This is a genomic window from Lysinibacillus alkalisoli (assembly GCF_014643595.1).
GTDB classification, from domain to species: Bacteria; Bacillota; Bacilli; order Bacillales_A; family Planococcaceae; genus Metalysinibacillus; species Metalysinibacillus alkalisoli.
On sequence record NZ_BMJT01000001.1, the window covers coordinates 178,371 to 197,923 of the forward strand.

The window sequence follows — 19,553 nt, forward strand, 5'->3', positions numbered from 1 at the left end:
CGTTAGATGAAAAATCAAATACGAGCTCATGTGTAAAATAGACAAGTGGCAAAGGAATATCAATTATCCTTTGCCACTTATTTTTATTTTTTATTATTATGCTTAGCAGTATTCTCTTTTGGATGATTGGCAAAATTAAGGAGAGCGACACCACCGATAATGAGTAACATGCCACATGCTGTGAGCCAATTAAATGGCTCTTGCCATAGTATAATACCAACAACCACAGTTGCCACAGTGCCTAACCCTGACCAAATAGCATAAGCTAAACTCAAGGGTAAGTATTGTAAACAATGCGAGAGAAAATAAAATGCTAATACATAACCTAGCGCTACAATAATAGATGCCCACAACACAGTGAAGCCTTCTGATAGCTTTAACATGATGGTGGCCACAACTTCAAAAATAATAGATAAACTGAGAAACATATAGCCTTTAATCATTTACTAAGCCCCTATACAGCAAGATTTAATATCGCTACACCTATAATAATGAGTAACAGCCCTAAAAGTTTTGCCACATTCATCACTTCTTTATAAACGATGACACCAACAATAGCTGTTAAAGCAGTCCCTAACCCTGACCAAATGGCATAGGAGAAGCCTAAGGGTAGTTCATACAAAGCGAGCGCTAAAAAGTAAAACGCTGCTCCGTAACTGATTAGCATACTGATGGTAGGTACGATTTTAGTGAATTTATGGGTCTTTTTTAAGAGTGAACTCCCTATAACTTCAAAAACAATCGCAATAACTAAATATACAAAACTCATTTGCTCACTCCAATCATAAATAAAACCTAGATGCAGTATGATACTACATCTAGGTTCAAGAGAAATCAATTATTTTGTATAAGGATTTGATAAATCCATGCCATCTAGTGATAAGCCCATAGCTTTAGCAACACCTTCACCATAAGCTGGGTCAGCTAAGTAGCAATGTAAAATGTGACGACGTTTAATAAATTCTTCCACATCAGCCATATCTGCCGCTGTGTTATCGAATAATTGTTGTTTTTTATCGTCTGTCATCAAGCGGAATAATTTACCTGGTTGCTCAAAGTAATTATTATCATCTTGACGGAAGTCATGAATACCTGCATCGCCCTCTAATGGTAAGTGAGGCTCTTCATAGTCTAAATTATGCTCCCACTCACCATAGCTGTTTGGTTCATAGCTCATTGTGCTACCTAAGTTACCATCAAAGCGCATTGCCCCGTCGCGGTGGAATGTGCGGAATGGACATTTCGGTGCATTGACTGGCAACATATAATGGTTAACGCCTAGGCGGTAACGTTGTGCATCAGCATAAGCAAAAATACGACCTTGTAGCATTTTATCTGGTGAGAAACTAATGCCAGGGATAATATTTGATGGTGCAAACGCCGCTTGCTCTACTTCAGCAAAATAGTTGTCAGGATTACGGTTTAATTCAAATTCACCTACAGGAATTAGAGGGAAGTCACCTTTATACCATACTTTTGTTAAGTCAAATGGGTTATATGGTAATTCACGTGCTTCTTGCTCAGTCATTACTTGAATGTACATTTTCCATTTAGGGAAATTACCATTTTCAATAGCTGTATAAAGGTCACGTTGTGATGACTCACGGTCTTTACCTACAACTTCTTGTGCTTCAGCATTCGTGTAGTTTTCAATGCCTTGCTCTGTGCGGAAGTGGAACTTCACCCAAACACGTTCATTATCAGCGTTAATCATGGAATATGTGTGTGAGCCAAAGCCGTGCATGTTACGGAAACCTTTTGGAATCCCACGGTCAGACATCACGATTGTTACTTGATGTAATGCTTCAGGTAAAGAAGTCCAGAAATCCCAGTTTGAATTCGCATTTTTCATATTCGTGCGTGGGTCACGCTTTACTACGTGGTTTAAGTCTGTAAAGTGTAATGGGTCACGGAAGAAGAATACAGGTGTGTTGTTACCTACTAAGTCCCAGTTTCCTTCGTCTGTATAAAATTTTAAAGCAAAGCCACGAATATCACGGTCGGCATCAGCAGCACCACGCTCACCAGCTACAGTAGAGAAACGTGCAAACATATCTGTTTTTTTACCAACTTCAGAGAAGATTTTTGCTTTTGTATATTGTGTGATGTCATGCGTTACAGTGAAAGTACCATGTGCACCACTACCTTTTGCGTGCATACGGCGCTCAGGAATTACTTCACGGTTAAAGTTAGCTAATTTTTCAACTAACCATACATCTTGTAATAATAAAGGGCCTCGTGGACCAGCAGACATAGAGTCATGATTACTTACTACAGGGGCACCTCCAGCAGTTGTGAAACGGCGGCTTTTATCGTTTGGGTTTGTCATGTTAAATTCCTCCTACAGAATTAAGTGATTAATTAAACTCCTCCTACAGAATTTAATTAAAATGAAAATCAAATTAGAATAATTCTTAATAAGTAATATATATCATCACATGTGATTTGTCCAATAATTAGTACCCGTTTTGTCAAAAACTCAAACGATATTGCTGTGTAAATGTGCTGAAAACGGCTACAATAGGTAAGTGAAGGGGTGTAGAAAGGAATAGATTATGATGCCACTAATTGTTACATTCATCATACTAGGTGTAACGATCATTCTTTTTATGACTAATCGCTTTCGAGCAGATTTAGTCGCAATAATGGCGCTTTTAGCTTTTGTTGTCGCAAACATTTTGACACCACAAGAAGCGCTTGCAGGATTTTCTAATTCTGTGGTCATTATGATTGCAGGGCTCTTTGTAGTAGGAGCGGGGATTTTACGTACAGGTTTGGCAAGTATTGCAGGGCAGTTATTATTAAAGTGGTCGAATGATAATGAATTACGCCTCTTTATTTTGTTATTAGTGATTGTAGGTGTGGTAGGTGCCTTTATGAGTAATACAGGTACTGTTGCATTGATGATGCCAATCGTCGTAAGTATTGCCATTAGTTTGAAAGAGAGCCCGTCAAAGTTTTTGATTCCATTATCATTTGTCGCAAGTTTATCAGGCTTAATGACATTGATTGCCTCACCACCTAACTTAATCGTAAGCCAAATTTTAGTAGATGCAGGCTTTAATAAGCTAGGCTTTTTTGAGCTAACCCCTATTGGTGTTATTGGATTGATTGTTGGTATTATTTATTTAGTGCTTGTACGTAATCATTTGTTGCCAAATGATAAAGAACGTGCTCAGTCTAATGAAGGTTATAAATTATCACCGCAAAAAATTATGACAGACTATCAATTGGCCAATCAATTGTTCAAAATAGAAGTGTCAGATGACTCACCCATCATTGGTCAAAAATTGGCGGATTTGAAATTGCCTGCTACCTATCATTTATGTGTCATGAAAATTCATCGTAAGCAAATGGAAGGTCTTGCTTTGTTAACGCCAGAGGCACAAGAAATGGCAGGGCCAACTACGACATTTCATCCACATGATTTAATTTATATTCAAGGTGATAAATCGGATATCGCTCGTTTTGTAAGTGATTATGACTTGAAGTTTAAGGAGATTTCACCAGAAGAAGCAGATGAGCTTATTTCTAAGAAGATGGGTGTAGCAGAAGTATTGTTAACGCCTCATGCTAAATTTATCAATCAGACAGTTGAGAAAATTGGGTTTCGTGAAAAATATAAATTAAATATTATTGGCATTAATCAAAAAGGGAGTTATAAGTTAAAGGACATGGCTAGCCATAAACTCCGTTTTGGGGATGCTATTTTAGTGCAAGGGGCATGGGAGTCCATTGAATTACTCGCACAAGAAACGAAAAATGTTGTTATCATTGGACAACCCAAAGAGCATGCGAGCATTGCCTCTGCCACAGGGAAAGCCCCAATCGCAGGTCTCATTATGCTATTGATGGTTGCATTGATGGTATTTGAAGTGTTTAGCCCTGTCATATCTGTCTTAATAGGTGCTGTCTTAATGATTGTGACAGGTTGTTTACGCAATATGGATGATGCTTACAGCAATATGAATTTTGAGAGCATTGTACTTGTTGCAGCGATGTTGCCAATGGCGACGGCGCTTGAAAAAACAGGAGGCATGGTTTTATTATCAGATGCCATTATTAAGGTATTAGGTAATTATGGTGCATATGGTGTATTAATAGGAATTTATTTATTAACCGTTACTTTTGGTCAATTTATTAGCAATACAGCAACAGCAGTTTTATTTGCCCCAATTGCGTTGAATGCTGCATTAGCAATGGATGTTAACCCTACAACTTTTATGGTAGCTGTAGCAGTAGCAGCAAGCATGTCTTTTGCTACACCAATTGCCTCTCCAACGAATGCTTTAGTTATGACAGCAGGTGGCTACAAATTTAGCGACTTTATGCGTATTGGTATGCCGCTACATTTTATTATGCTAATCGTTATGATGATTGCGATTCCGCTTGTTTTTCCGTTTTAATCATGGCGTTTTTTTCATATAAGCTATTAAGCACAATGGCTCGATAAAGTTTGCACAAGCGATTGTGTGAACACCCATAACATAAAAAGTGGTAAAGGATGTTTGTTGCTCCCTTTACCACTTTTTTTATAACATACCTAGTGGTAAGTAATAAGACAAATTATTAGTGATTGTTGCCCCCACACGATAACCAATTGCACTCGCTTGATTACCTACGATAAAACTCCCTAATAATAAGCTCCCTTGTTGCATACCTTGTTCGGTTTTAAAATGTTGAATAGGTTGTTTAACATAGGCTTGGTAAACGTAAGGGTATGTTGTGTATGTGCGCGCCTCCTCTTGATACCGCAATTTATTCGTCCCTTCAAAAATACGTACAGTATCCCCTTCACGGCCAAAAATAGGTTTTTCTACAAAGGCTTGCTTAGCTGCAATAAAGGGTGTGTTTTCTAAATAAGTTGGCAAGAAATAATGCGCGATATCACAATGCTCTTGCGGTGTAAAATAAGGATCGTTGTTGTCATGTAGCCCCCAAATGACGGCTTGAACAGCTTTGTTTTGTAATAAAAAAGCAGATGGCGGATTGATGATGGCTAATTTACGTTGTTGCACTAATTCTAATAGCCATTCTCCAATAGGGTCACCTTGTTCATTAGTATCTTCTAGCAATTGTTCTAGAGGGAAGGTTTGGCGATACAATACATCAATTTTACGACCTACTTCGTCATATAATCCTTCATGGCGCACAATGTGTAAACGATGCAAAGGTGTAAAGTGTGCATGAGGTATAGCAGATTGTAAATAACGTACAGTAAGCGCGTCTTCAATATCATCACTATGTGCTGTAAAAACGATATGTGCTGTTTCTTTAGGGGCACTTTTTTCTACAGATGCCCGTATTGCTCGAAATAAACGGGCTTCTTCATATTTATTCGGATTGTTTACATTAAAATGTTCACATACTTTTTGATTAACTGTAAATAACTCTTTAATAAATGTGGGGGTATCGGCATTGATTTCAATACATTTATAGCTATTGTGATAAGGGATTAAATCTAGCCTTGCAATAACACTTGCAAGAGGTAAGGTTGTTAACCGTAAATAAGGTAAACTGTTTTTCGGAAAACCAAGAGATAACAATGTAGCATCTGGTACAAGTTGTAACAAGGTTAATGTTTTTGTGAAGATATGCCAAATTTTTTCACTTGCTACACGTATATGTGCTACCTCAGTAGCCGTAATGGTTGCTACATCATAGAGTGCATATTCCATCTCATATAAATCAGGCCAGAAATCAGGTATGCTTTGGTAAAAATTTTGACGACCTTGTGTATCACTAGTCATAACGGCATCACATATAATACGTAAACACCGCGGTCTTCATCAATCTCACTAGAGCGCACATGATACGTAGTTGCTTGTATGGCGAGATTATCTTTCAGTAAATAACGAATGATCTCATAATGCGTGCTGCATGTAATACGCTGTAATAAGGCATAATTTGTCGCTACGTCATGGTTTCTGATTTCCAATTGAATCCCTTTATTGTGTTCATTTATTTGTTCGCACTCACCAGCTTCATTTGGTGCAATATGCTTCACGATTAAATATTCGTCATCATTGACGAGCTCATTTGCTATGAGTTCGTATTGTTCACCTTGAATAATAGTGTACGTACATAGCTGTCGCGCATAACATTCATCAATGCCAATTGCTGTTATATCATAGGTATATAATGCTTGGTAATGGTTGTCTCGTTCTTCAAAGTAAATGAGTTGAGGCATAGGTAAGCTCCTTCTAATAAGATAAACACTTTGCTACAACCCAACCAACCGCAATAGAGAGGCTGAATAATGTGAGTGCAACTGAGCGGTTATCATTTTGTATTGCTTTTTGTAAGCTAAATCGAATAGTGACGAGTTCCGCAATGCCAAATAATACGACTTGAGCAATAATTCCAATGAGGCCCCATAATGCCATATCCACTAGTGAAATGGAGTATTCTGCGGCAGCACCTAAAACAAAGGCCAGCCCAATGAGTTTACCTCCTAGTAATAATGCTGCTGCGATATTCCCGGATGCAATAAGCGAGAATTCTTTAATTTTTGGTGTTGTCATCGTAAATAATATCATCCCTAATATGAGCAACCCTATTGCTGTGCTAACGTACATCAAAAAATTCATGTATAAATTCATTTTACATCTGCTCCTTATTAACCACCTGTACTTTTTATACCGCTCCCAAAACCAGACGTTGCTTTTCTAGTGTGGTCTTGGTAGACATTACTACTCTGCAATGCCTTTTTATTTTGAAAGAATTGATTGGCTAAAAAATAATGACCAAAGTAACTTGAACGACGCTCATCACAAACCCATACTTGTGTTTCCTCATCCCAATCCCAATCCTTACAATGTTGGTTAGATGGGGGCGAGCTTTGTGTATTTTCTTCGTCCGTAGTGCTACAGCCTGCTAATGTCAAAGCAGTCGCTGTAATGCCTGTCATCATTATTTTTGTTTTATTCACTTCTTAGCACCTCCTCTTCTAATATACGAATGGATAATTGTGAAGGCGTCAAAATAATAAACAGAAGAAGGCATAGTTTATGAACGAATTTAGTCATATATGTAATATGTATGTTTAAAGTACAAGATTGTTGTTGTCTAACTTCCTTATTATTTTTTATGATAAGTGAGAAGGGAACGATTTTTGATGGATTATAATGAAATTATGCATTTTTTAACGATATATGAGCAAGAAACCGAACAGGCACATGGCTATGCTACAGCTCGTCTAGCAGAAATTAAACAGCGTGGGGATTACTGGCCAACGACAGATGAATTAACCCATGCTGCTCGTGTGGCATGGCGCAATAGTAATAAATGTATTGGTCGGTTATTTTGGCAGTCACTACACGTCTTTGATGAACGGCAATTAACAACAGATGAGCAAGTGTACCAAGCATTGCTACATCATATTCAATTTGCTACAAATCAAGGGAAAATACGACCAACCATTACCGTATTTCACCCGACATATATTCGTATTTGGAATGAGCAGCTTGTGCGTTATGCAGGCTATGAAACAACAGACGGCGTGATAGGTGACCCAGCATCTCTTGCCTTTACAAAAGTTTGTATACAGTTAGGTTGGCAACCTAAGTATGGTCGATTTGATGTACTTCCTCTCGTTATTCAAGTGGGACAAAATCAACCTACATTGTGGGAGATTCCAACAGCAGATGTGTTAGAAGTAGAGATCCGCCACCCATTGTATGCTATTGATGAATTACAACTCAAATGGTATGCTGTACCAATGATTTCAAACATGAAATTAGATATTGGTGGTGTAGTATATCCTGCAGCACCCTTTAATGGTTGGTATATGGGAACAGAGATTGGCGCGCGTAATTTTGCAGATGTTGATCGGTATCATCAATTGCCACTTGTGGCAAAAAAACTACAATTAGATACGTCAACACAGACTACTTTGTGGAAAGATCGTGCGTTAGTGGAACTTAATATTGCTGTATTACACTCTTTTAAAGAAGATGGTGTAAGCATTGTAGACCATCATAATGCAGCACAGCAATTTAAGTTATTTGAACAAGCCGAACAAAAAGCAGGGAGAGCACTTACAGGAAACTGGGCTTGGCTTGTTCCGCCAATGGCAGGTGCAACCACTCACATTTTTCATAAACCATATCAAAACAACTACGTAACACCGAATTACTTTTATCAAAAAAATCCGTATTAAGAGAGGGACGATTATGCGAAAACCGATTTACACCACGAGATTTATTACTGGCGTTCAGTATAAGGGACGCTTCTCTTGGTATGTTTTAGATGAGCAAGACTTAGTAACTGAGCAAACACTATTACAAGTGGATGAGGTGAATACTTACTTTCAACAAATCGCTCCTTATCGCACATCAGCGCAATCTTTATTTAGTTTGCTCTATCATAAAAAATACAAAAAAACTGTATTATCTATGTATCCAGCGTTTTTTATGGATTTTGATAATCGATGTATGTATTGCCAATTGCCAAATAAAGAAACAAACCTTACATGGATTCCTTTAGGGTGGGAAGGTATGTTTGAATCATTTGAATATAAAGTGCCTATCCCAGCGCGTTATTGGATGAAGGGTACGCATGATATGCGTGAGTCGTTAACGCCTGTAAAAGCTTAATATCCGTCCAACAAGTCTACTTAAAGCAAAAATGTTAAACCGAAATGCACTCGGTTTAACATTTTTTTATTCTAGCATGCTCAGCAACCCTAGTGCAATTGAGTGAAGTCTTAACTTTCACAGGGGCTGATGTTGTTTTATTAGTAGCTTATCATTAGTGGTGGTTTGTGATTTCTTCCATTACTTGTGTTTTTAATGTTTCGTCCATCGTTTTAGATAATTTGACCTGATTCATCAAGCGCTCTTTTAACTCCTTGTCAGTCATGATGCCACGTTCTTCTAAAATTTGAACAAGTAAATTTAAAATCATGACATTCGTTGTTTCTGTTGCACTTTTTTGCATAGGGCATCCTCCTTATCATCTCTCTTTATTATCTCGCTAATGAATCCTACATGAAAGGAGATTGCCAATAGTTAGCACTTACAGAGAGCGAAATAGCAAATGCATAGGCTTAACTAGCACGCTCTTCATTCACATAGTTATTTTGTGCGGCATATAAGCCGCTTATACATAACATTGCTGTGACCACTAAAAAGACATACGTCGCTATTGTCCAATTGCCACTGATATCATGTAAATAACCAAAGATGACAGGGCCACTAGCCGCAAGAAGATAACCGATGGATTGAGCAAACCCTGACAAATCAGCAGCATCATATGCTGTGCGTGTGCGTAAAGTAAATAACATCATAGCTAAATTAAAAGATGCGCCTCCAGCTAAACCAATACAAACCACCCATAACATAGTAAGTGAAGTAAATTGTAAAGCAATCCCTATAAAGCCAATACTATATAACAAAGTGAACGCGATGACGATAGGTCTTTGAGATGGCAATCGGTCAGCAATGACGGGTGTTAAAAAGGTGGAGGGTAGCTGCGCAAGCAACATGATAGAAATCATCCACCCCGCTTTGTCAGGCGCTAAACCTTGTGCCATAAAAATAGCGGGCAACCAAGCACCCGTTGTATAAAAAATAAAGGATTGCAATCCCATAGCTAAAGTAACCGCCCAGGCTAGAGGTGAGCGCCAAAGAACAAGACGTGCTGTATGTTGTGTGCTTGTTGTGATACGTTCATTTGCGCTAAGTTGAGGCAACCAAACTAAAGCAGCAACAATAGCAAACAAACAAGGGAAGGTAAGGGCTATTTGCCAATTATAGTGTTGTGCAATAGGATGACTAATGCCTGCGCCAATCCCACCAGAAATATTCATTGCCACGGAATAGATCCCCATCATCAACCCAATATGCAGAGGGAATTTTAATTTAAAATAGCTTGGTAATAACACATTACCAAAAGAAATAGCAACGCCAATTAAAATGGTACCAATTAGCAAAAGAGTAGTCGTTCCGGTAGCACGCGCAATAATACCAATAATAAGTAAAACCATAGATAATAATAAGGTAAGTTCAATACCAAAACGGCGAGAGATCTTTGGTACCATGGGTGATACGACAGCAAAAGCTAATAAAGGAATGGTAGTTAAAAAGCCACCAAGTACATGAGATATACCCAAATCGGTACGTAAAAGTTCAATAATAGGCCCAACAATCGTTAAAGGTAGTCGGAGTGTAGTAGCAATTAAAATAATGCCTAAAATAAGTAGCGCTGTTTTACGATGCCAACGTATTTTACGTGATGCAGTTTGATGTGACATAAAGAAAACCCCCATTCAAATGACGTATAACAAAGTGTAACGTGTATAGCACGTAAATTAAACAGAAAAATAAAAAAATACTGATAATTATTCCGTGTTTGCAAAGCAAAAAGTAGTATGTTAAACTCGTAAACGTTATGACAACTATATAAATACCTCATGTATAAATGAGGTAGAGGTCGCGGTTTACATAAGTATGTATGATGAGATGGAAGGCATTTAAGACTCATACAAAAAGGGTACATCGCCGAAGCAAAATATGGCACTTCACATATTTTGTTGGGGCTGTCTTCGAAAGAAGCAGAACTGTCACGCCACAAGCGTGTTGAGCTATCTAAGTATGTACTTGGGATTACGTATAAAAGCATCTTCACGATATGTGAGGATGCTTTTTTAATTAACAGAAAGGATTATGACAATGAGTGAAGACATCGTAGAAATAGGTAAAAAACCAAAGTTACAAAAATCATTGAAAAGCCGCCATGTCACAATGATTTCACTAGGTGGTACGATTGGGACAGGCTTATTTTTAGCAAGTGGTGGTGCAGTGGCGCAAGCAGGCCCTGGTGGCGCATTACTTGCTTATGCATTAATTGGAGTAATGGTATATTTTTTAATGACAAGTCTAGGGGAGATGGCGGCTTATATGCCATCATCAGGGTCATTTAGTACGTATGCTACAAAATTTGTAGACCCGGCACTTGGCTTTGCTCTTGGTTGGAATTATTGGTATAACTGGGCAATTACAATTGCAGCAGAGATTTCTGCTGTTACATTAATTATGAAATATTGGTTTCCAGATAGTTCATCTGCCATTTGGTCTGCTTTATTTATTGGTATCATTTTAGGATTTAACGTTTTATCAGTAAGAAGTTATGGTGAAAGTGAATATTGGTTCTCGATGATTAAAGTAGTGACTGTAGTTATTTTTATCATTTTAAGTTTTTTAATGATTTTCGGTATATTAGGTGGTAATGCACCTGTTGGTTTCACTAATTTCTTTCACGGTGATGGTCCATTTCATGGTGGGTTCCTTGCCTTATTCGGTATCTTTTTAGCAGCAGGTTTCTCTTTCCAAGGGACGGAGTTATTAGGTGTTACAGCTGGCGAAACAGAAGACCCAGGCAAAAATATTCCGCGAGCGGTGCGCTCTGTATTTTGGCGCATTGTATTGTTTTATATGCTTGCTATTTTTGCGATCGGTTTATTAATCCCTTATGACGACCCACGTCTATTATCAGAAAATGTGGCAGTCTCACCATTTACATTAGTATTTGAGCGTATGGGGATTGCAGCAGCTGCGTCAGTTATGAATGCGATTATTTTAACAGCGTTGTTATCAGCGGGTAATTCAGGATTGTATGCCTCTTCTCGTATGCTCTGGCAGCTTGCAGTAGATGGCAAAGCGCCTAAAATCTTTATGAAGTTAACAAGACGTGGCATCCCTATTTATGCACTATTAGCTACATTGACAGTCGGCTGTTTAGCTTTTTTAGCTTCATTTTTTGGTGATGGTGTTGTGTATATTTGGTTATTAAATGCATCAGGTTTATCAGGTTTTGTCGCTTGGTTAGGCATTGCCATCAGTCATTATCGCTTCCGTAAGGCCTATGTGTTACAAGGAAAAGATTTAAATGAATTACCGTATCTTTCACCTCTATATCCATTCGGCCCATTATTTGCCTTTGCATTATGTACCATTGTAATCTTAGGTCAAAATTATCAAGCTTTCACTGGCGGACATATTGATTGGTATGGCTTACTTGTATCTTACATTGGTATTCCTTTATTTTTAGCATTTTATATTGGCTATAAAGTGAAACATAAAACAAAGGTAGTACCGTTAACACAATGTGATTTAACGAGAGAGTAAGGGATAAAAGGAGATCATAATGGCGTGTCGTTATTTTTAATAAAATAGCTTATGGTAAAAAGGACTACTCTTCATTCGTTAGAGTAGCCTTTTTTGATTTATATAATTCTCCCTTATACATTCATCTAAGTCATTGATAAAAGAGTTAAGCTAAAGAGATGTACTTTAAAGCATATATGTAAATGAAAAAAAGATGGCTCTATAATTTTTAAAGTTAGTAGTATATAATCAATATTAACTAATATTTGTTAAATTTTGTAGCATTAGGAGTGAGAATATGAAGGGCATAAAACTTTTTATTGCCTTCTTCACGATTTGGATAGGGTTGTTAATCATCGGAGAAAGTAAGGTTTTTTATTTACAAAATTTTTCAGATGCATTTACAAATACAACGATGTATGAGCAGAAGGGTATTGATAAAGAACAAATGAGAACAGATATTTTGAAAGCTGCTCACTCACATCAAGTTGATTTCTTTATTCTTTCATCTACGCCTAATGGTACAAATATTCAATACAATATTTATGGAACAAAAAATGTCCATACATATATAGCGCATAACTTCCACATTACGAATAAGACTTACAAGAGTTTTTTATTAGGCAATGTGTCTTTCGATTTTACATCTTTTGAATCTGCTTCTATTGACGAATTATCTTTAACGACCAATTATTACGTTATTGGTTCCAGTGAAAATATACAAGCATTTAAAATGGCATTAATTAATACATATGCTGGTAATCATCCTATTGAGGGTTCTAATGAAATGAATAATATGATCATTATTGCGATTTGGTTTTTAGTAGGTACTGTTATTTTAATGTTTACGATTTACGATATATTGCATCAACAAAAAGAAAACCTAATCCGCATCACAATGGGCGAAAGCGTGCATGTTATTGTGCTCCGTAATATTATTATAGATAGTAGTGTTCTTTTGTTATTATTCCTTATTAGCTATTGGTCATTACAACCATTAACAAATCCATCGTACGCCCTTCATATTTCTTTATTGGCGTTTACAATCATCATAATACTTAATGCTTGTGCGTATGTTACTATGTATCGTTATAATTTGAAAAAAGCATTTTCAAATAGCCGAAACGTACGTGGTGTTTTGGGGTTCAATTATTTGATTAAGGTTATTTCTATTATTGTGACAACAGCTATTGTATCAAGTAATGTAATCATTATTTATGAAGCGTATATTGTGTATCAACAAAAGGACTTTTTTGAAGACTATAAAGAATACGCGCATGTGTTTTTTCGCTATGATGTATTACCATTAGAAGAGGAGCAACAATTCCACTCAAACGATGATGATCAACAGCAAAAATATCATCTAATGAGCGAACGTGAAAATTACTATAATTATTTGTTTTATCAACAAAATTATTATCAAGGTGTAGATCAAGTTTTGCAATTGTCTTTTGAGGATGCTTCTTTTGATCAAGTTTCAATGAATAAATCGATGGAGCGATATGTAAAGGGACTTATACCTTCTATACAAAACAAAGATTTTACAAAAGAGATATATATTCTTATGCCACATGCATTAAAGGAAGACGAATCGTTGATTGAAGAAACAATGCTCTCTTCTACTTTTTATGATACGACAACATTTTCACGTGAAGTAATCTATTATGATGAAACAGTTTCATTTGCGACTAATCATACAAAGGATTTTTATACAACATCTTATGTCAAAAATCCTGTCATTATTTTTCTTAATATAGATCCAACGACGATAGACCCTTCAGTGATAAAAGATACAGATTATATTGATTTTCCACGGATGATGTATCACGTAACTAAGGAGCAAGTACAGCAGTTTGCCAAAGAACAAGGGCTTGAAAATCAAACTCATTTTTATATTAATGTGTGGGAAAACTTTGAGCGTAAATGGGAAATGTCTAAGCGTATGTTATATATAAATTCTGTGTTCATGTGCCTTATTTTATTTTTGGAATGTATTATTATTACAACGATTATTCGCTTGGAATACCAAATGAATGCACTAGAAATTGCGATCAAAAAGACACTAGGTTATCGTGTATGGGAACGTAATAAAAAGCTTATTCTCATGCCTGTTATTACAACGATTATTGGTATAATAGGTGCATTTATGGGAATGCTTTTATATAATGTGGAATCGTGGCTATATGTCCTATTCAGTAATTTTATCTTATTAATTTTAGAGATTACCTATATTTTATTTTTAGTGAACAAGATGGACCGTGAACAATTGGCGAAAATTTTGAAGGGTGGCAACGTATGATTCAAGTTGAGCAGCTATATAAAAAGTTTGGTGATAAAATACTGTTCGATCATTTTAATCTAACTATTGACGACGGTGAGTTTATTGTTTTATCAGGTGAAAGTGGCCGTGGGAAAACAACGCTTCTTAATATAATAGGCGCAATTGAACCATTTGATGCTGGTCGAATAATGGTTGATGGTATAGATATTTCAAAGAAGAAAAACCAACTGATTTATTTACAACAAAAAGTAGGTTTCCTTTTCCAAAACTTTGCTTTGATAGACCATAAAACTGTACGTCAAAATTTACAGCTGATTAAAAAAAAATCACGCTCAGAAACGACAATAGAGGAAGCATTACAGCAAGTAGGTTTAGCAAATAAGGTTAATCAAAAGGTATACTCATTATCTGGCGGTGAGCAGCAACGTGTTGCCTTAGCCCGTTTAATGATGAAGCAGTGTGACATTATCTTTGCAGATGAACCAACAGGCTCTTTAGATCGTAAAAATGCCGAGCAGGTTATGCAGATTATGCAAAAGTTAAACGAACAAGGTAAAACGATTGTACTTGTAACACATGATGAATGGATTAAACAATATGCTAGTCGGGTGGTCTATTTAACATGAACCATAATTTATCGCCAAATATATGAAATTAACGGCAACGTTCGCTTATTGGTAGCGAACGTTTTTCTTATGCTAGGATGTTTAGCGGATGGATAGTAAAAGACAAGGTATGTGTGGTGACGAAGTCTGTAGAATACTATAAGTCTTAGGTTAACAATGACAAGCTTACCATGTACAAAGGGTTGTCATTTATATATGTTTTCAATAGGGGTTTGTCTATAAAAATAATAAGGTAAAGAGTGATAAATAAGAGGGGGCGAGGCATATGAATATTCGGTGGATATGTATATTAGTTGTGATTAGCATCATTTTAGTCGCTTGCCAAAATAGCCCTGTTAAAAATCAACCCATCATACCTAGTGAGACGATAAGTGAATCTGCGCTCAAAGAAGTAGGGGAAGGTACGATTTTATCCATAAGCCAACAAGATGAAAAAGGCTTGAAAGTATATGAGGTGCAAGTGCAAACAACAGCAACCACCTATCATCTCTTATATGATGCAACGTCAGGCGACTTGCTAAAAAAAGAAGAGCAAAGAGAAGAAGATAATAATGGGGATATTGAACAATTGCCTGTTACCATTAGTGAGCATCAAGCACGTGACATTGCATTACAGCGAGTAGGGGAAGGTAAGGTCACAGCATTAACATTGACTACAGATAATCAATATGCGATTGAAGTGACAACAATAAGAAGGAAATATGAAGTAAAAGTAGATGCCATTAATGGTAAAATTAGCAAATATAAGGAAGTTATAGTGGAGTAAAATAAGACTACTATTAATTTTTGAATAATTAGAATGCTCATATTACAATTTTGCGTATTGCAAAGCCTAATTGTCATGCTTATAATAGTTCTATTCTAAATACTCATATAATAGCGAGAATAAGGCTCGCAAGTTTCTACCAACTTTCCGTAAAATAGTTGACTATGAGTAGCTTTGTTAGCGCATTAGATATGCCGCTTTTTTATTTTTCGGCACGTTTAAGCTCGCGAAACAGCGCTACCTACATGGGATGGCGTAGTTATTGCGAGTTTTTTTTATTTCACCAAATAGAAAGGGTGCTCAAGCATGCAACTGTTAAAAGACAAGATTATTAAAGAAGGTAAAGTGTTATCCCCAACCGTATTAAAAGTGGATACTTTTTTAAATCATCAGATTGACCCTTTATTAATGAAAGAAATTGGTCATGAATTTGCCACACGTTTTACAAATGAAGTCATCACTAAAGTATTAACTATTGAATCATCCGGTATTGCGCCAGCGACGATGTTAGGCTTAGAGATTGGAGCTCCTGTTGTTTTTGCACGTAAACGTAAATCGTTAACACTATCAGACAATTTATTCACAGCTTCGGTACATTCGTTTACCAAAAATGTAACGAGCGATATTGCTGTATCACGTGATTTTTTACATGCAGACGATAATATTATTATTATTGATGATTTTCTAGCGAATGGTGAGGCAGTAAAGGGATTATTACACATTGCCGAACAAGCTGGTGCAAATGTTGTAGGTGTTGGTATTGTTATTGAGAAAGGTTTCCAAGATGGCGGTAAGAACTTACGTGCACAGGGTGTACGTGTAGAGTCTTTAGCGATTGTTAATGAGCTTGAAGAGGGCAAAGTAACATTTGCTGAGGAGGAAGCTGAGTAATGAATAAGGCGAAGGTAGTTACGCTTAGTTTACAACATTTATTAGCCATGTATGCAGGTGCAATCCTTGTCCCACTAATTATTGGGGATGCGATAGGATTTACTTCTAAGCAATTAACATATTTAGTTGCAATTGACATTTTAATGTGTGGTGTTGCTACCTTACTGCAAGTGATGTCGGGTCGTTTTATTGGTATTGGATTGCCTGTTGTATTAGGTTGCACATTTACAGCTGTGCCACCAATTATTGCGATTGCCAATAACCCTGAGCAAGGCATTACAGATGTATACGGTGCTATTATTGCATCGGGTGTTATTATTATGTTGATTGCAGGTCTATTTGGCCGACTTGTTGTATTTTTCCCGCCTGTAGTCACAGGCTCTGTAGTAACAATTATTGGTGTCTCCTTATTACCAGTAGCTATGAATAATATGGGGGGCGGTCAAGGGGCTTTAGACTTTGCTGCTACTCACCATTTAATATTAGCCTTCGCCACTTTATTAGTTATTCTGTTAGTTTATCGTTTTGCGAACGGATTTTTACGTTCGATTTCTATATTGATTGGTATGGTTGTAGGTACATTACTTGCTATTACAATGGGCGTAGTAGATTTCACACCTGTAGAGGAAGCGCCAATCGGTCATATTGTACAACCTTTTTACTTTGGTATGCCTACGTTTGATGCAAGTGCGATTTTAATGATGACTATTGTTGGTATGGTGTCATTGGTAGAGTCAACGGGTGTCTATTTTGCACTTGGTAGTATTTGTAATAAAAATATTACGTATAAGGAGTTAGCGAGAGGGTATCGTGCAGAAGGTTTGGCTTCGGTAATCGGTGGCTTATTTAATGCCTTTCCTTATACAACATTTTCACAAAATGTAGGATTAACACGTATGTCGGGAGCTAAAGACCGTGTTGTCATTGTGATTACAGGTGTCATGTTAATATTGCTCGGCTTTTCACCAAAGCTTGCAGCAGTGGCAACCATAATCCCCACAGCGGTATTAGGGGCAGCCATGTTAGCGATGTTTGGAATGGTCATTACACAAGGCATTACGATGTTAGCACCGTCGATTGAGAAGTCGCCTGCTAATGCCATGATTGCAGCGATTGCTATTGGCTTAGGTGTTGGTGTAGCTGTTGTACCAGAGTTATTCGTGAATTTGCCAGAGCAACTAAAAATGTTAACATCTAATGGTATTGTCACAGGTTCTATAACAGCTATTGTATTAAATATTTTATTTAATATGATTGGGCCTAAAATGAAAGAAGATAATCATTCTTTATAACGTGAAGTCATAGATCTTGTACATTTTGTATAGGGTCTATTTTTTTATGGTTAAATAACTGAAAAGTTTTATAATTTAATTTCAGTAAAACATACTTGAATTGTTGGTTTTAACAATGTACAATCTCATACATAACCAAGTTAGTTAGGGGGAATTATATTGTATATATCAATAATTGCAAATATTGCTGTACTTCTAGCAATAACCGCATTTTTATACTATTTAAAGAAGAAACACGTAAAATTTTCCACACGTGTTTTCATTGCATTAGGTCTAGGTATTTTATTAGGTCTAGGGCTCCATACCATTTATGGTGTGGAGAGTGAAACGTTAAACGCAACAATGCCTTGGTATAATATTATCGGTACTGGATATGTTAAGTTATTACAAATGATTGCGATGCCATTAGTATTTATCTCGATTTTAATCGCATTTACAAAATTAACGATTGGTAAAAATTTAGGGAAGATGGCTGGCATTATTTTAGCTGTATTAATTGGCACAACAGCAATCTCAGCAGCCCTAGGTATTGGCGCTGCGACTATTTTTGATTTAGATGCTTCACAAATTTTACAAGGCGAAGCAGAAGTAGCACGTGGTGAAGCCATTGCAGAACGTTCAGCGGAGATGGCAGACAAAACATTGCCAGACCAAATTTTAGATTTATTCCCCGCAAATCCATTCTTTGATTTAACGGGTGCTCGTTCAACTTCTACGATTGCTGTTGTTATTTTTGCGGCATTTTTAGGCTTTGCTTTCTTAACAGTAAATCGCAAGCAACCTGAAGTAGCAGCAACCATTAAAAAAGGTGTTGATGCTATTTATGCATTAATTATGGAAGTTGTTAAAATTGTATTACGTTTAACACCATATGGTATTTTAGCTTTAATGGCTCGCACTGTAGCAACATCTGATTTTGGTGCAATTTATAACTTAGGTAAGTTTGTAATTGCCTCGTATGTTGCTTTAATCATTATGTTTATTGTACATTTGATTATCGTAGCATTAACTGGTTTAAGCCCGATCACATATGTGAAGAAAACGGCAGAAACATTATTATTTGCCTTTACATCACGTTCAAGTGCAGGTGCTCTGCCGATGAATATTCAAACACAAACGAAGAAGTTAGGTGTGCCAGATGGCATTGCTAACTTTGCAGCATCCTTTGGTTTGTCTATTGGACAAAATGGCTGTGCGGGTGTTTATCCTGCGATGTTAGCGGTGATGATTGCACCAACAGTAGGCATTAATCCATTAACACCTAGTTTTATTGCCACAGTAATTGTTGTTGTCGCGATTAGTTCATTTGGTGTAGCTGGTGTAGGTGGTGGCGCAACATTTGCTGCGATTATCGTATTATCAGCATTAGATTTACCTGTTGCTTTAGCAGGTGTATTAATTTCTGTAGAGCCATTAATTGATATGGGACGTACAGCGCTTAATGTGAGCGGTTCTATGACAGCAGGTGTGACAGCATCACGCGCTTTAGGTGAATTAGATACAGAAGTGTATAACGATAAATCAACTTATAAAGAAGCAACAGAAATATAATAATCAACTTGTCTGCCTACCCCTCCGCAGACAAGTTTA

General features: G+C 36.8%; 19 protein-coding genes and 2 riboswitches. Of the genes, 10 read left to right on the plus strand and 9 right to left on the minus strand.

Going from position 1 to position 19,553, the window contains the following annotated elements; translation table 11 throughout:
- Window positions 1-83 precede the first annotated feature (83 nt).
- The 3 genes from IEW44_RS00750 to IEW44_RS00760 all read right to left on the minus strand — a co-directional run bounded on the left by IEW44_RS00750 (window position 84) and on the right by IEW44_RS00760 (window position 2,329).
- Window positions 84-440 (minus strand): DMT family transporter, encoded by a 357-nt coding sequence (locus IEW44_RS00750; protein ID WP_188613423.1) that lies wholly within the window; start codon window positions 438-440, stop codon window positions 84-86.
- 14 nt (window positions 441-454) lie between these two features.
- A complete protein-coding gene (locus tag IEW44_RS00755; RefSeq protein ID WP_188613104.1) occupies window positions 455-769 on the minus strand; it encodes a DMT family transporter in 315 nt (104 codons plus the stop codon).
- A 69-nt stretch (window positions 770-838) separates the two neighbouring features.
- On the minus strand, window positions 839-2,329 hold the full coding sequence (locus IEW44_RS00760) for a catalase (RefSeq protein ID WP_188613105.1): 1,491 nt from the start codon (window positions 2,327-2,329) through the stop codon (window positions 839-841).
- 229 nt (window positions 2,330-2,558) lie between these two features.
- Between IEW44_RS00760 and IEW44_RS00765 the strand changes: the two genes are divergently transcribed.
- Complete coding sequence (locus tag IEW44_RS00765; protein WP_188613106.1) at window positions 2,559-4,406, plus strand: SLC13 family permease; 1,848 nt, start codon at window positions 2,559-2,561, stop codon at window positions 4,404-4,406.
- Between the two features lie 126 nt (window positions 4,407-4,532).
- Here IEW44_RS00765 and IEW44_RS00770 read toward each other — a convergent pair whose 3' ends face one another.
- Genes IEW44_RS00770 through IEW44_RS00785 form a run of 4 tightly spaced genes read right to left on the minus strand, consistent with a single transcriptional unit; the run spans window position 4,533 to window position 6,931 of the window.
- Window positions 4,533-5,750: a glutathionylspermidine synthase family protein gene (locus IEW44_RS00770; protein ID WP_188613107.1), complete on the minus strand. Its 1,218-nt coding sequence runs from the start codon at window positions 5,748-5,750 to the stop codon at window positions 4,533-4,535.
- Window positions 5,747-6,190, minus strand: a complete 444-nt coding sequence (locus IEW44_RS00775; protein WP_188613108.1) for an RNA helicase — start codon at window positions 6,188-6,190, stop codon at window positions 5,747-5,749. Before IEW44_RS00775 ends, IEW44_RS00770 begins: the two co-directional genes overlap by 4 nt.
- 13 nt (window positions 6,191-6,203) lie before the next feature.
- On the minus strand, window positions 6,204-6,602 hold the full coding sequence (locus IEW44_RS00780; RefSeq protein WP_188613109.1) for a DUF350 domain-containing protein: 399 nt from the start codon (window positions 6,600-6,602) through the stop codon (window positions 6,204-6,206).
- 17 nt (window positions 6,603-6,619) lie between these two features.
- The gene (locus IEW44_RS00785; RefSeq protein WP_188613110.1) at window positions 6,620-6,931 is read right to left on the minus strand and encodes an aminotransferase yhxA; all 312 of its coding nucleotides are present in this window, start codon (window positions 6,929-6,931) and stop codon (window positions 6,620-6,622) included.
- Window positions 6,932-7,117: 186 nt separating this feature from the next.
- Here IEW44_RS00785 and IEW44_RS00790 point away from each other — a divergent pair, with 186 nt between their 5' ends.
- Window positions 7,118-8,161: a nitric oxide synthase oxygenase gene (locus IEW44_RS00790; RefSeq protein ID WP_188613424.1), complete on the plus strand. Its 1,044-nt coding sequence runs from the start codon at window positions 7,118-7,120 to the stop codon at window positions 8,159-8,161.
- Between the two features lie 13 nt (window positions 8,162-8,174).
- Window positions 8,175-8,597 (plus strand): hypothetical protein, encoded by a 423-nt coding sequence (locus IEW44_RS00795; RefSeq protein WP_188613111.1) that lies wholly within the window; start codon window positions 8,175-8,177, stop codon window positions 8,595-8,597.
- A gap of 154 nt (window positions 8,598-8,751) precedes the next feature.
- On the opposite strand, the gene IEW44_RS00800 is transcribed toward IEW44_RS00795, so the two are convergent.
- Window positions 8,752-8,940, minus strand: coding sequence for a hypothetical protein (locus tag IEW44_RS00800; protein WP_188613112.1), 189 nt, complete (start codon window positions 8,938-8,940; stop codon window positions 8,752-8,754).
- A 109-nt stretch (window positions 8,941-9,049) separates the two neighbouring features.
- Entirely contained in the window at window positions 9,050-10,255 is a 1,206-nt protein-coding gene (locus IEW44_RS00805; RefSeq protein ID WP_188613113.1) for a CynX/NimT family MFS transporter, read from the minus strand.
- 165 nt (window positions 10,256-10,420) lie between these two features.
- Window positions 10,421-10,596, plus strand: a riboswitch (Lysine riboswitch).
- Window positions 10,597-10,673: 77 nt separating this feature from the next.
- Between IEW44_RS00805 and IEW44_RS00810 the strand changes: the two genes are divergently transcribed.
- From IEW44_RS00810 to IEW44_RS00840, 7 genes are all read left to right on the plus strand, one after another.
- Window positions 10,674-12,128, plus strand: coding sequence for an amino acid permease (locus IEW44_RS00810; protein ID WP_188613114.1), 1,455 nt, complete (start codon window positions 10,674-10,676; stop codon window positions 12,126-12,128).
- Between the two features lie 277 nt (window positions 12,129-12,405).
- Entirely contained in the window at window positions 12,406-14,406 is a 2,001-nt protein-coding gene (locus IEW44_RS00815) for a bacteriocin-associated integral membrane family protein (protein WP_188613115.1), read from the plus strand.
- Window positions 14,403-15,014, plus strand: a complete 612-nt coding sequence (locus IEW44_RS00820) for an ABC transporter ATP-binding protein (RefSeq protein WP_188613116.1) — start codon at window positions 14,403-14,405, stop codon at window positions 15,012-15,014. The genes IEW44_RS00815 and IEW44_RS00820 overlap by 4 nt, the downstream gene beginning before the upstream one ends.
- A gap of 265 nt (window positions 15,015-15,279) precedes the next feature.
- Window positions 15,280-15,780 carry a PepSY domain-containing protein gene (locus tag IEW44_RS00825; RefSeq protein ID WP_188613117.1) on the plus strand — a complete coding sequence of 167 codons (501 nt, stop codon included), beginning with the start codon at window positions 15,280-15,282 and terminating at the stop codon, window positions 15,778-15,780.
- An 83-nt stretch (window positions 15,781-15,863) separates the two neighbouring features.
- A riboswitch (purine riboswitch) is annotated at window positions 15,864-15,965 on the plus strand.
- 121 nt (window positions 15,966-16,086) lie between these two features.
- Window positions 16,087-16,671 (plus strand): xanthine phosphoribosyltransferase, encoded by a 585-nt coding sequence (locus IEW44_RS00830; RefSeq protein ID WP_188613118.1) that lies wholly within the window; start codon window positions 16,087-16,089, stop codon window positions 16,669-16,671.
- Complete coding sequence (locus IEW44_RS00835; RefSeq protein ID WP_188613119.1) at window positions 16,671-17,963, plus strand: nucleobase:cation symporter-2 family protein; 1,293 nt, start codon at window positions 16,671-16,673, stop codon at window positions 17,961-17,963. Before IEW44_RS00830 ends, IEW44_RS00835 begins: the two co-directional genes overlap by 1 nt.
- A gap of 165 nt (window positions 17,964-18,128) precedes the next feature.
- Window positions 18,129-19,514, plus strand: a complete 1,386-nt coding sequence (locus tag IEW44_RS00840; protein ID WP_373286118.1) for an L-cystine transporter — start codon at window positions 18,129-18,131, stop codon at window positions 19,512-19,514.
- Window positions 19,515-19,553 lie beyond the last annotated feature (39 nt).